At 46.1% G+C, this 13,664-nt stretch carries 14 protein-coding genes; 12 read left to right on the forward strand and 2 right to left on the reverse strand.

What is annotated here, in order from left to right:
- Positions 1-29 precede the first annotated feature (29 nt).
- Both D2910_RS01715 and D2910_RS01720 read right to left on the reverse strand, forming a co-directional pair.
- On the reverse strand, positions 30-1,301 hold the full coding sequence (locus D2910_RS01715) for an ATP-binding protein (protein ID WP_117312189.1): 1,272 nt from the start codon (positions 1,299-1,301) through the stop codon (positions 30-32).
- 63 nt (positions 1,302-1,364) lie between these two features.
- Positions 1,365-1,748: a rhodanese-like domain-containing protein gene (locus D2910_RS01720; protein ID WP_117312190.1), complete on the reverse strand. Its 384-nt coding sequence runs from the start codon at positions 1,746-1,748 to the stop codon at positions 1,365-1,367.
- Between the two features lie 483 nt (positions 1,749-2,231).
- On the opposite strand from D2910_RS01720, the gene D2910_RS01725 reads away from it, so the two are divergent.
- The 12 genes from D2910_RS01725 to D2910_RS01780 all read left to right on the forward strand — a co-directional run bounded on the left by D2910_RS01725 (position 2,232) and on the right by D2910_RS01780 (position 13,636).
- The gene (locus D2910_RS01725) at positions 2,232-4,790 is read left to right on the forward strand and encodes a vitamin B12-dependent ribonucleotide reductase (RefSeq protein ID WP_117312191.1); all 2,559 of its coding nucleotides are present in this window, start codon (positions 2,232-2,234) and stop codon (positions 4,788-4,790) included.
- A 151-nt stretch (positions 4,791-4,941) separates the two neighbouring features.
- A complete protein-coding gene (aroQ, locus tag D2910_RS01730; protein ID WP_117312192.1) occupies positions 4,942-5,382 on the forward strand; it encodes a type II 3-dehydroquinate dehydratase in 441 nt (146 codons plus the stop codon).
- Positions 5,383-5,384: 2 nt separating this feature from the next.
- Positions 5,385-6,446 (forward strand): M24 family metallopeptidase, encoded by a 1,062-nt coding sequence (locus D2910_RS01735; RefSeq protein WP_276310415.1) that lies wholly within the window; start codon positions 5,385-5,387, stop codon positions 6,444-6,446.
- Between the two features lie 16 nt (positions 6,447-6,462).
- Positions 6,463-7,023, forward strand: coding sequence for an elongation factor P (gene efp / locus D2910_RS01740; protein WP_084246060.1), 561 nt, complete (start codon positions 6,463-6,465; stop codon positions 7,021-7,023).
- 312 nt (positions 7,024-7,335) lie between these two features.
- Positions 7,336-7,845, forward strand: a complete 510-nt coding sequence (accB, locus tag D2910_RS01745; RefSeq protein WP_117312193.1) for an acetyl-CoA carboxylase biotin carboxyl carrier protein — start codon at positions 7,336-7,338, stop codon at positions 7,843-7,845.
- A gap of 23 nt (positions 7,846-7,868) precedes the next feature.
- Positions 7,869-9,218: an acetyl-CoA carboxylase biotin carboxylase subunit gene (gene accC, locus D2910_RS01750; RefSeq protein WP_117312582.1), complete on the forward strand. Its 1,350-nt coding sequence runs from the start codon at positions 7,869-7,871 to the stop codon at positions 9,216-9,218.
- Positions 9,219-9,232: 14 nt separating this feature from the next.
- The gene (locus D2910_RS01755) at positions 9,233-9,631 is read left to right on the forward strand and encodes an Asp23/Gls24 family envelope stress response protein (protein ID WP_084246056.1); all 399 of its coding nucleotides are present in this window, start codon (positions 9,233-9,235) and stop codon (positions 9,629-9,631) included.
- Positions 9,632-9,820: 189 nt separating this feature from the next.
- On the forward strand, positions 9,821-10,210 hold the full coding sequence (nusB, locus tag D2910_RS01760; RefSeq protein WP_084246054.1) for a transcription antitermination factor NusB: 390 nt from the start codon (positions 9,821-9,823) through the stop codon (positions 10,208-10,210).
- Positions 10,211-10,225: 15 nt separating this feature from the next.
- Positions 10,226-11,086, forward strand: a complete 861-nt coding sequence (folD, locus tag D2910_RS01765) for a bifunctional methylenetetrahydrofolate dehydrogenase/methenyltetrahydrofolate cyclohydrolase FolD (protein WP_117312194.1) — start codon at positions 10,226-10,228, stop codon at positions 11,084-11,086.
- An 84-nt stretch (positions 11,087-11,170) separates the two neighbouring features.
- A complete protein-coding gene (xseA, locus tag D2910_RS01770) occupies positions 11,171-12,532 on the forward strand; it encodes an exodeoxyribonuclease VII large subunit (protein WP_117312195.1) in 1,362 nt (453 codons plus the stop codon).
- Positions 12,525-12,761, forward strand: coding sequence for an exodeoxyribonuclease VII small subunit (locus tag D2910_RS01775; RefSeq protein WP_084246048.1), 237 nt, complete (start codon positions 12,525-12,527; stop codon positions 12,759-12,761). Before xseA ends, D2910_RS01775 begins: the two co-directional genes overlap by 8 nt.
- Entirely contained in the window at positions 12,758-13,636 is an 879-nt protein-coding gene (locus D2910_RS01780) for a polyprenyl synthetase family protein (RefSeq protein ID WP_117312196.1), read from the forward strand. The genes D2910_RS01775 and D2910_RS01780 overlap by 4 nt, the downstream gene beginning before the upstream one ends.
- Positions 13,637-13,664: the final 28 nt, after the last annotated feature.

Below are 13,664 nucleotides of genomic sequence, written 5' to 3' on the forward strand. Positions count from 1 at the left end.
AATTAGCTTCCAGGCTTTTTTCATTTCATTTAAAATCCGATAAATGAATCGGCTTCCTGCCAATTATTGCGGTCAGCTCTTTTGTTTTGCTGCAGGAGTTCATCTATGCGTTTTTCATAAGCGGAATCTCCATCGTAATGCCAGTTCAGCGCACTGGACATATAGAGCTCGTTCAGCTGGGAAATTGACAGTCCTTTGGTCCGGCTTGCCATATCCGATAATTGTGCTTCGGTGAATATATGATTGATGTCCAATTTCTGCAGGTAGGTCTTCCTTAGCCGTTGGGATGGTGAAGGTATTTCATAGGCCCGGTCGAACCGTCCCGCACGGTTAATCAGCGCCGGATCGATTTTTTCGGGGTAATTGGTTGTTCCGATTACAAATAGTCCTTCGCGGGCCTGAGTGCCGTCCAGCGTATTCAAGAAGACGGAGCGTGTGTATTCCGGCATCGAATCGATGTCTTCGATGACCAGGATGGCAGGAGCTAGCCGTGAAACGATGCTGAACACTTCCTGGATAGTGGAACTGTTCGTGTACTCTGTAATCTGCCAATAGACGACAGGTGCTTCTGTCGATCCGGTGATCGATTTGACGAGAGTCGTTTTGCCGTTGCCGGGTGAACCATATAGAAGGATGCCCCGTTTATAAGGGATTCCATAGTTTCTGAAAAACTGCCCATCGTCTTTGAAGAATTCATCGATGGATCTGAAAATATCTTTCTTGACCGATTCGTCCAAGATTACATCAGACCGTTCAATGATGGCGTGGGTGCTGAAATTCCGGCGACGGACGCCGTCGTCTGTATCGACCAGGAAAGTGATATTGTTCATCAGCATCTGCCTTAGCAATTCGTCTATCGCTTGCAGGAAACTATGGGCGGCTTCGACGGATTTGGCATAGCATTGGAATTCCGGCCAGCTTGTTTCCGCATGTGTATAGAAAGTCAATTGGGTGACAGCGACATCGTGTGCGGGAAAATAAATAATCCGATTCTCAAATGTCGTATCGATTGAAAGATTCGTGCTGTGAATGTCTTCAGCGGCATTTGTGATTTTTCCTTGTGGACGTGCTTCATAAATGAAAGCGAGGGTATCATACTCCAGCTGTCCTTTTTTCATCATGTCCAGAAGGTGGCTGTGCAATTGCATAAAAGGTTCTGCGACATCGATATGCTTCCACGGGCCGCTCGAAACTTCATTGAGGCAATTGAAGATCCTGTTTGAAACTTCAGCTATGTTTGCGTATACAGGCAAAAAGTCTTTTAGGCTAGGGTTGTGAGGGAAAAGGATGTTTTCTGTCATTTCAGGCCTCCGTAAAATGCGGATTTTTGTAAAAAAAGCTCTTCCGGATGGAAGAGCTGTCTGTCAGGATTTAGCTTTGATCTTGCCGGTCCATTGCTTGAACCCGCCTTGCAATTGATACAATTGGTCGTAACCCTGTTTTTTCAGATAGATGGCTACACGTCCTGCCCGAGCGCCGTTCTGATCATATAAATATACAGGTTTGTCTGACCGTATTTCTTTATGGCGCTGGCGCAATTGAGTCTGCGGAATGTTGCGCGCGCCAAGTATATGGCCGGCGGCGAAATCTTTCGGTTCACGCACGTCGATCAGCTGGGCTTTCCTATAGCCTTCGATGAACTGGTCTTGCGTCAAAGTAGTGACTGCTTTTTTCATGCGGAAATATGACACCACCGCGTAAGCGATTATAGCGAATAAAATCGCTGCGATAAAATACAAGAATTCCAATGGTCTTTCCCCTTTCTATTCTTTCTTCATTATAAAAGATAAAGGTCTTTTAATTCAATGGCAATATTCATGTATGTAAGAGAAAAAGAGGCGATGCTGTGAAATTTTGGAGATTACGTATATTTACTCAATCATGAAAATTTATCATTGCCATGAAGATGAAACCTGCCTGAGTCTCAGTCCGGAATGGATACAATATTTTGACTTATCAGCTCATTCAAGAGAGAAAGCAGACACGGCGGGTAGTCGAGCGTTGTTATGTGTTAAAAGTTGAATTAATGCAAATTGGTGCAAAAAATATCACTTTCGACTCATTTTAATTTTCACGCCTGCTCAGAACCTTGTTGTGATGGAGGTTTTGAAGAAATGAATATGGGAATCAAAATTTTGTTATGGAATAGAGTTTCAATATCTAGTATCATGGGAAAAGTATTAATACTATATATAGTGTTTGCTCTTATAATATAAAGGAGGAATTGTCAAATGGTTTCTGCAACTAATTCTGTTTATACGTTAAATCCTGAGGCTTTGAACAAGGACATCGAACAGTTTCAACAAGTGTTTCCGATTACGCCGGATATGACGACAACTCATAAAGGCGTGTCAAGGCTGGTTATGATCGACCGGTATTCATTCAAGGATACGGAAAAGAAAACGTTGAAAGCTGGAGATTTTGTTGTTCTTACGGTTAAAGAGGATCCAAAATTCCCTGCGCGCGGATTAGGATTTATCGTTTCGGTCAATCACGCGGCGAATCAGGCTGAAGTTTGGATTGAAGAAGACTACCGCAGTGCTATCGATAACCAGGATGATCTTGAAAACGGAATTGTTGTAAGATCGCTGGACGTTATTGAAAAGCCTCTTGAGGTTTATTACGAACAGATCGCCAAACGGAATGCAGCAGGTCTTTCTTCTGTTGAAGAAACAGAAGAAAAACGCCAGGAATGGTTCGATAAATTTTATGAACAGCTCGTTGGCCTGAAGTTCATACCTGCAGGCCGGGTCCTTTATGGAGCAGGAGCAGATACGGATGTCACTTACTTCAATTGCTATGTAATGCCGTTTGTCGCAGATTCACGCGAAGGCATTTCCGACCACCGCAAACAAGTGATGGAAATCATGAGCCGCGGAGGAGGCGTTGGGACGAATGGATCGACATTGCGTCCGCGCAATACATTAGCCCGCGGAGTCAACGGCAAGTCATCCGGTTCAGTATCTTGGCTGGACGATATCGCTAAATTGACGCACCTTGTTGAACAGGGCGGTTCACGGCGCGGTGCGCAGATGATCATGCTCGCCGACTGGCATCCGGATATTGCGGAGTTCATTATTTCCAAAATGCAGAACCCTCGTATTCTCAGATACCTGATTGAAAATACGGAAGACGAAACGATCAAGAAATTGGCTAAAGATAAATTGAAATTTAAACCGTTGACGGAACAGGAAGAGGCTATGTACCAAGGCGTCTTAAACTACCGTGCGATTCCAGGGATGGGCGGTTTCAATGAAAAAATCATGCGGGATGCTGAAACAAAGCTCCGCGACGGCGGAACTTATTCTGTACACAATGAAGAATTCCTGACAGGCGCTAATATTTCAGTTACATTGACCAGCGACTTCATGACAGCTGTTGAAAATGATGAGAATTTCGATTTGCGGTTTCCGGCTGTCGAATCCTATTCTAAAGAAGAAATGGCTATTTACAATGAACAATGGCAGGAAGTTGGAGATGTACGCGAGTGGGAACGGATGGGCCATAAAGTGCGCACATACCGCACAATGAAAGCGCGCGATCTTTGGAACCTTATCAATGTTTGCGCCACGTACTCAGCGGAACCGGGAATATTCTTCATCGATAACGCAAATGAAAAGACGAATGCCAAAGCATATGGCCAAAAAGTCGTTGCTACCAACCCTTGCGGCGAACAGCCGCTGGCGCCTTATTCAGTATGCAACCTCGCTGCAGTAAACCTGGCGCAATTCGCCGATCCAAAAACTAAAGAAGTCGATTTTGAATCGTTGAAAGAAACAGTGCGTGTCGGTGTCCGCATGCAGGACAATGTTATCGATGCAACTCCTTATTTCCTGGAAGAGAACCGCATCCAGGCACTCGGCGAACGCCGCGTCGGACTAGGTGTCATGGGGCTTGCCGATCTATTGATCTACTGCGACAAAGAATACGGTTCGCCTGAAGGCAATGAACTCGTTGATCGGATTTTCAAAACAATAGCTGTAGCAGCTTATGAAGTTTCGACTGAACTGGCTGCTGAACGCGGAAGCTTCCCGTTCCTTGAAGGCGAAACTGAAGAACAGACAGCTGCTCTTCGCAAAGCATTCACAGAAACAGGATTTATGCAGGGCATGCCGGAAGAAATCCGCGAAGGCATCCTGGCCAACGGCATCCGCAATTCGCATTTATTGACGGTTGCGCCAACTGGTTCGACTGGAACGATGGTAGGTGTCTCGACAGGACTTGAGCCATATTATTCATTCACATACTACCGCAGTGGACGCCTGGGCAAGTTCATCGAAGTGAAAGCGGATATCGTCCGTGAATACTTGAAGAACAATCCTGAAGCTGATGAAGAAAACCTTCCGAAAGCATTCGTGACATCAATGGATTTGGCACCGGAAGCACATGCTGATGTACAGTGCATCATACAGCGCTGGATTGATTCCTCCATTTCGAAAACAGTCAACGCACCGCGTGGATATACTGTTGAACAAGTGGAAGGCGTCTACGAGCGTCTTTACAAAGGCGGTGCCAAAGGCGGAACGGTCTACGTCGACGGCAGCCGTGATTCCCAGGTGCTTACTTTGAAAGCTGAAGAAAATACATTTGAAGATGATGCGCCGGAAGAAGTGCGGACAAAACGTCCGATCGTTTTGATCGACACCATCCAGGATCTTCGTTCAACAAATGTAACCATCGGTTCAGAAGTGGGCGATACTTGCCCGGTCTGCCGAAAAGGGACAGTCGAGGAAATGGGCGGCTGCAATACATGCACGAATTGCGCAGCGCAACTCAAATGCGGACTGTAAATTAAACATTGGAAAGCGGGAGCCTCGGCTTCCGCTTTTTCATATGGAGATAAATCTTGTGATCTACGTACGTTCAATTTCCCGCTTACAGTTGCTCGATTCTGCTCGTATGATAAAATAATGAAGAAGTTACTGACGGGGAGTGAAGAAGATGCGCGCTTTAGTTTTAAATGGGCCAAATTTGAACCGGCTCGGCAAAAGAGAACCTGATGCTTACGGCACGTTTACACTTGCTGAACTGGAACATGAACTGGAACAGTTCGCATTTGCCAATGGCATTGAATTGACCTGCAGCCAGTCCAATCATGAAGGGGAAATCATCGATTGGCTTCAACAGGCTGAACGCCAGAATTTTGACGGCGTCGTTCTGAATGCCGGGGCTTATACACATACCAGCATTGCTATCCGTGATGCCATCGCTTCCATCCAAGTACCCGTTATAGAAGTACATATTTCAAATGTTCACAAACGAGAAGAATTCCGCCACCATTCTTATATAGCGCCGGTAGTGGAAGGGCAGATCACCGGATTCGGCAAAGATTCCTATTTCCTTGGTCTGCACGCCTTGCTTTTACGAAATCAGAGAGGATGACTATTTTGAAACTGCAAAAACTTCGCAACGAAATGGCACAAAACGAAATTGAAGCTTTCCTGATCACAAGCGAATTCAATCTTCGCTATATTACTGAATTCACCGGATCTTCAGGATTGGCGATCGTTACTAAAGACAACGCGCTTTTCATTACGGATTTCCGTTACACCGAACAGGCAGCGGACCAAATCAAGGATTTTGAAATAATCCAGGCGAAAACCAATCTATTGGAAGAAGCAGCCGAACAAGTGAAGAAATTAGGTGTGGAAACACTAAGCTTCGAAAAAGATTTTGTTACTTATTCATCATTCGAACAATATAGTGAAAAAATGGATGCCGAATTAAAACCGGTGAGCGGAATTATCGAAAAAATCCGTATGATCAAGACAGCTGAGGAAGTTGAAATCCTGAAAGCTGCAGCGAAGATTGCAGACGATACTTTTGAATATATCTGCACGTTCATCAAACCGGGTATGACCGAGCTTGAAGTCTCAAATGAACTGGAATTCTTCATGCGTAAACAGGGCGCCACTTCATCGTCTTTTGACATAATCGTCGCCTCGGGTTACCGTTCAGCGTTGCCGCATGGAGTAGCATCCGAAAAAGTGATCGAATCCGGAGATTTCGTCACAATGGATTTCGGCGCTTTATATAAAGGCTATATTTCTGATATCACTCGCACGGTTTCGGTCGGGGAACCTTCCGACAAACTGAAAGAAATCTATCAGGTTGTTCTGGACGCACAGGAAATGGGCGTTGAAAAAATCGGACCTGGAATGACAGGATTCGATGCTGATGCCATTGGCCGGGACCATATCAAGTCAAAAGGATATGGCGATGCATTTGGGCATTCGACTGGACACGGAATCGGACTGGAAGTCCATGAAGGGCCAGCTCTTTCATTCAAGTCACAAACAGTTCTTGAACCGGGCATGGCTGTGACAGTTGAACCGGGAATTTATTTGCCGGGTATTGGCGGAGTGCGCATTGAAGATGATATACTGATTACCGAGTCCGGAAACGAAAGACTGACCAAGTCTTCAAAAGAGCTTCGCATTTTATAAAAACGGAGGAAATTAAATGATTTCTGTAAACGATTTTAAAACAGGTGTAACAATTGAAGTAGACGGCGGCATCTGGCGCGTAATGGAATTCCAGCATGTCAAACCAGGCAAAGGGGCGGCATTCGTCCGTTCGAAATTGCGTAATCTGCGTACTGGAAGTGTGACTGAAAAGACTTTCCGTGCCGGCGAAAAAGTTGCCAAAGCACAGATCGACAATAAAAAAATGCAATATCTATATGCAAATGGCGATGTCCACGCATTCATGGATACTGAAACTTATGACCAGATCGAGCTTCCTGAAAAAAGCATCGAGTATGAATTGAAATTCCTTCAAGAGAATATGGAAGTTCAAGTCATTCAATTCCAGGGAGAAGTTCTTGGGGTCGAATTGCCGAATACAGTGGTTCTTACCGTAACTGAAACAGATCCGGGGATTAAAGGGGATACGGCAAGCGGCGGTACAAAGCCTGCGCATCTTTCGACAGGTTTGACTGTTCAGGTGCCATTCTTTGTGAACGAAGGCGATCAATTGATCATCAATACGACTGATGCGTCATACGTTTCACGCGCGCAATAAAGAAAAGCGACGGCACCCGTTAAGCTCTGAAAGGCATAAGACAATTTGGCGAAGCGGCGTCTTTTCAGCCGCATAGCCAAAGTGGCTTATGACCCGAAGAGCTGGGTCGCCGGAGTCTGGACAATAAAGAAAAGCGACGGCACCCGTTAAGCTCTGAAAGGCATGAGACAATTTGGCTTATATCCCGAAGAGCTGGGCCGCCGGAGTTTAGAAAATAATGAATAAGGGCCTCCTTTGCCGGGGGCCGTTTTTCTAAAAATGGCATTTCATTAATATTCAATTAAATTTTGTACATAAGGGGAGTAGGGTAATTTGAAAATTCAAGAAATCCGCGAAATCATAAAATTGGTCGACAGTTCGTCCATTAACGAATTCACATATGAAACAGAAGGCACAAAAATCAAGCTCAAGAAAAATGGCGGGATATCAGCTGATAATTCGGCAGCGCCAATGCAGTCAGCTCCTGCGGCGCCACAGGCTCCTCAAGCACCTGCAGCCCAAGCCGCTCCAGCTGCTCCAGAAGCACCGGCAAAAGAAGGGAAGGCTGAACAGCCATCTGCAACTGAAGCTTCAGATGCAAACACGCACAAAATCCTGTCGCCGATGGTCGGGACGTTCTATCAGTCACCTTCACCTGAAGAAGCTGCATATGTGCAGGTCGGCACGAAAGTTTCCGCTGAACAGGTCGTATGCATCGTAGAAGCCATGAAACTCTTCAATGAAATTGAAGCGGAAGTGGATGGGGAAATTGCTGAAATTCTTGTAAAAGACGGACAACTCGTCGAATATGGCCAGCCTTTATTCCTCGTTAAAACAAACTGAGGAAGGGGATCTGACCAATGACGATGAAAAAAGTATTAATAGCCAACCGCGGTGAAATTGCCGTCCGTATTATCCGCGCATGCAAAGAAATGGATATCGAAACTGTCGCTGTCTATTCTGAAGCGGATAAAGAGGCGTTGCACGTTGAATTGGCGGACGAAGCATACTGCATCGGCCCCAAATTATCAAAAGACAGCTATTTAAACTTTTCCAATATCATCAGTGTGGCAAAACTGACCAACTGTGACGGCATCCATCCAGGATACGGTTTTTTGGCAGAAAATGCCAGTTTCGCTGAACTTTGTGAAGAATGCGATATCATGTTCATCGGGCCAACATCGGATGCCATATCGAAAATGGGTACGAAGGATGTTGCGCGGGAAACCATGCGCAAGGCTGGTGTACCGGTAGTTCCAGGCTCTACAGGCATCGTGGCGAGCGAAGAAGATGGCCTTAAGATTGCTGAAAAAATCGGCTTCCCGGTCATTATCAAAGCTACTGCAGGCGGTGGAGGAAAAGGGATCCGTGTGGCTAGAACACGTGAAGATTTCATTACTGGCCTCCGGATGACCCAAAAAGAAGCGGCTGCCGCATTCGGTAACCCAGGTGTTTATATTGAGAAATTCATCGAAGATTTCCGTCATATCGAGATTCAGGTATTGGCTGATTCACATGGCAACGCTGTCCATTTGGGCGAGCGTGACTGTTCAATTCAGCGCCGCATGCAGAAATTGGTGGAAGAAGCTCCATCACCTGCCTTGTCACCAGAACTTCGCGCCGAAATGGGCGAAGCGGCAGTCAAAGCGGCTCTTGCAGTGGCTTATCGCGGAGCAGGTACGGTGGAATTCATCTTTGATGCCGTCAATCAAAAGTTCTATTTCATGGAGATGAATACACGTATTCAGGTTGAACATCCGGTAACTGAAATGATCACCGGAGTGGATCTGATCCAACAGCAATTGCGTGTGGCTTCCGGTGAAACATTAAGCTTTGGCCAGGAAGACATCACGTTTAAAGGCTGGTCGATTGAGTGCCGCATCAACGCTGAAAACCCTGCGAAGAATTTTATGCCTTCAGCGGGACGCGTGGATATGTATCTTCCTCCGGGCGGCCTTGGCGTCCGCATCGACTCTGCGATGTATTCAGGCTACAGCATTCCGCCGTATTATGATTCCATGGTCGCGAAATTGATCACATTTGCTGATACACGTGAAGAGGCGGTTGCGAAAATGAAACGCGCACTTGGTGAATTTGTCATCGAAGGCGTTTTCACGACAATTCCGTTCCATTTGAAACTGATGGATCACGAAGTTTTCAAATCAGGTGATTTCAACACGAAATTCCTTGAGAAATACGATGTATTGAATTCCTAGGGAGGAATGTCACAATGGCAGAAAAAACGATTCCATATGTAAAAATGAAACCGACGAACAAACAGGATCTCGGAAATATTGAAGTGGCTCCCGAAGTTCTTGAAATCATCGCAAGCATCGCGGCTTCGGATATCGAGGGAGTTGCCAGTATGCGAGGGAATTTTGCATCTGGCGTAGTTGAACGTCTTGGCAAGAAAGTCCATGGCAAAGGCGTCAAAACCGAACTTGCGGCTGACGGCTTGATGATTGATGTCTATTGTGTCATCAATTATGGCGTTTCGATTCCACAGACTGCCCAGAAAATCCAGGAACAGGTTCGCCAGACACTTGAAAACATGACATCCCTGCAGACTCAGGAAGTGAATGTCCATATTACCGGAATTCAATTTGAGTCCCAACAGAATATCGATTGATGAGCGAGAGACTGCCCAGCCACCAGATGGTGATGGGCGGTTTTTTAAATTTGCGTGCATCTTTTGAGTTTTTGTGGAATGCTTTGAGGATTGACCCTCTTATTTTCCGAACATTTCAAACATGGAAGTTCCGATGGATTATCTGTATAATGAGGGGTAATTAGCAGTGAAAAGGAGACCGGGTTTATTATGAAACGACATGAAGCACGCGAAAAAGCACTCCAGACCTTATTTCAATTGGAGGGCACCGAACTGACGATGGTGGAAGCGATCGACCATGTAATGGATGGAGAGAACGATAATTTCTACACACTCCTTGTCGAAGGTACATATACGAATATGGCTGACATCGACGAAAAATTAAAAGGACATTTGGAAAATTGGTCTTTGGAGAGATTGCCGAAAATTGAACGCACTATCCTGCGTATGGCTGTCTTCGAACTGACATATATGGAAGATGCGCCATCCCGTGTCATCATGAATGAAGCGATTGAACTCAGTAAAACGTTCGGTGATGAAAAATCGAGCCGCTTCGTCAATGGGGTTCTATCTAAATTTACAGACGAACTAGAAAATTAATTTGGGGGGATTCACTTGTCAGCCACTTTAATCGATGGAAAAGCAACCAGCCAGAAAATCAAAAACGAAATAGCACTTCGCGTGGAACAATTAGCATCAAAAGGAATCATACCGGGATTAGCGGTCGTCCTGATCGGTGACAACCCGGCGTCCCATACATATGTAAAAAATAAAAAGAGAACATGCGAAGCACTTGGCATGCGGTCTGATTTATTGCAGTTCCCGGAGACTTTCGGTGAAGACGAATTACTGGCAGTGATCCACAACTTGAACAATGACCCTGAAATTCATGGCATACTCGTACAATTGCCGCTTCCGGGACATATCGATGAATTTAAAGTGATACTGGCGATTGATCCGGAAAAAGATGTCGACGGATTCCATCCTGTGTCAGTCGGAAATATGATGATTGGCAGGGACGCTTTTTTGCCATGTACGCCACACGGCATCATGAAACTGCTGGAAGAATATCAAATCGATCCGGCAGGCAAGCATGCGGTCGTCATCGGCAGAAGCAATATCGTCGGAAAGCCGGCGGGGCAGCTTCTATTGCAAAAGGACGCTACAGTGACATATTGCCATTCCAGAACTGTTGATTTGGCAGCTTATACCCGAACTGCGGATATTCTTGTATCTGCAGTCGGACGGGCGAAGTTCCTGGGCAAAGATTATATAAAACCTGGAGCTGTAGTCATCGATGTCGGCATGAACCGGGATGAAAACGGCAAGTTATGCGGCGACGTGAATTTTGACGACGTCCTTGAAACTGCTTCTTATGTTACACCCGTGCCAGGCGGTGTCGGTCCTATGACCATCGCTATGCTGATGGAAAATACACTCCTGTCGGCTGAAAGAGGATTAGCGGAGACAAAATGAGCTTGACCATGTAAAATAATAAGAAACAAAGCTGTTTTTCGAAAGAAAGACAGCTTTTTAATATGGAAGATAGGGGCTGAAAACTTGACGTCCGACCCATACTTAAGTGTAAAAGCGTTAACGAAATACATAAAAAAGAAATTTGATGCCGACCCTTATCTACGGGATGTTTATGTAAAAGGGGAACTTTCGAATGTGAAGATCCATACGAGCGGCCATATTTATTTCACCTTGAAAGACAGTTCTGCGCGATTGCCTGCAGTGATGTTTGCCGCTAATGCCCGTGCCGTGAAATTTAAACCGGAGAGCGGTATGACAGTGCTGATCCGAGGCGATGTTTCCGTTTATGAAGCTTCAGGACAATACCAATTATATGCGCATTCGATGCAGCCCGATGGCATAGGTGATTATTATCTGGCATTCGAACAATTGAAGAAGAAGCTTTATGAAGAAGGTTTCTTTAATCCTTCCCATAAGAAGCAATTGCCCAGATTCCCTGACAAAATCGCAGTAGTCACCGCACCCACAGGAGCAGCCGTCAGAGATATTGTCATTACTTTGAACCGGCGCTACCCGCTGGCAAAGGTTACGATATTTCCCACGTTAGTGCAAGGTGAGCAAGCGACCAGATCCATTGTCCAGTCGATACAGGCAGCCAATAAAACAGATTTTGATGTCATGATTGTTGGCCGTGGCGGCGGTTCAATAGAAGATCTGTGGGCTTTTAATGAAGAGGCTGTCGCCAGAGCCATTTTTGATTCGCGGATTCCGATCATTTCCGCTGTGGGCCATGAAACCGACACAACAATTGCGGATTTTGTGGCAGATCTTCGCGCTGCCACACCGACGGCCGCTGCTGAACTCGCAGTTCCAAGCCGCACTGAATTGCTGGACAGGGTGATAAATCAGCAGAGCGGCATGTACCGTGTCATTACGAATCTGCTCGAAAGGGAAAAGACAGCTTTAAGAAAGCTGACGACTTCGATGCCATTTGCATATCCGGACCGATTGTATCGGCCGTTCATAGAAAGGGTGGAACGCGCCACCGATTCACTGCAGCGGGAAGTTTTCCAGCATCTGAACCGGTCGCGGGAGCGGCATGCCAATCTGGACCGCCAGCTGGCCAACCGGATTCCCACACAGCGGATCCGCCAGTCGCAGGCGGATATCAGCCAATTACAAAAACGGCTGGAGCAATCCGCCCTTCAATCGATGAACACCAATAAAATGAAATTAAGTTCGGCAATGCGCACTCTTGATGCTTTGAGCCCATTAAAACTTATGGAGCGCGGCTACACTATTCCTTACAAGGACGGTGATGTGGTGAAGAGCATCCAGCAGGTGAGAGCCGGAGATGAACTTAAAGTGACCATGCAGGACGGAACTGTGGAAACAACCGTCACCAAAACTATTCCAATTACAAAAGGGGAGCATACAGATGGCTGAAAAGAAAATCATGTTCAATGACGCGATGCAGCAATTGGAGGAAATCGTCCGCCAACTGGAACAAGGGGATGTGCCTTTGGAGGAAGCATTAACCCTATATCAAAAGGGCATGGAATTATCAAAAGTGTGCCACGATAAATTACAGAATGCTGAAGAACAATTAGTGACGATGATGAAAGACGGCAAAGAAACATCCGTCGATATCGGAAAGGACGGGACGCCGAAATGAAGTTGAACGAGTTCCGCAGCTATTACGAACCGTTGATCCAGCAGGAGTTACTGGGTCAGATCTCTTCATTATCGATTCCGGCTTCATTAAAGGAATCAATGAATTATTCCCTCCAGGCAGGCGGCAAGCGCATTCGCCCGATCCTTCTGCTTGCGGTCATGCATGAACTTGGCCATAACCATCCGGATGCTCTAAAAGTTGCGGCTGCAATTGAAATGATCCATACCTATTCGCTGATCCATGACGATCTGCCGAGTATGGACGACGACGATCTGAGAAGAGGCATGCCGACGAACCATAAAGTCTACGGGGAGGCAGTCGCCATCCTGGCGGGTGACGCTTTACTTACGTACAGCTTTGGTTTGATCGCGCGCTTAGAAAATGTCTCGAGCGATGATAAAGTGCAATTGATCGATCTTATGAGTGTGTCAGCCGGTGCGGAAGGCATGGTCGGCGGCCAGATCCTGGACATTGAAGGCGAAGAAAAGAAATTGGAATTACAGGAACTTGAACAAGTGCATCGCTTAAAAACAGGGGCGCTGCTGACTTTCAGTATCCTGGCAGGGGCGATACTTGCGCAGGCGAAACCCGATACCATGGTGTCATTGACCCGTTTTGGGAAGCATCTTGGACTCGCTTTCCAGATTCAGGACGATATTTTGGACGTTACAGGAACATCCGAAGAACTTGGCAAAACGGCCGGAAAAGATGAAAACAGCGAAAAAAGCACTTATCCAGGCATCCTGACACTTCCGAAAGCCAAGGAAAAATTGGACCATCATGCAGCTGAAGCATTGGCTGCTATCGAAGGGTTGGACGGGGAAGCGGCATTATTGAAAGAATTGACGGCCATGATAGTCAAAAGAAAAAACTGACAATAGTTGCTCCCGTTTGTACATTCGC

The organism is Planomicrobium okeanokoites (genome assembly GCF_003428875.1).
Lineage (GTDB): Bacteria > Bacillota > Bacilli > Bacillales_A > Planococcaceae > Planococcus > Planococcus okeanokoites.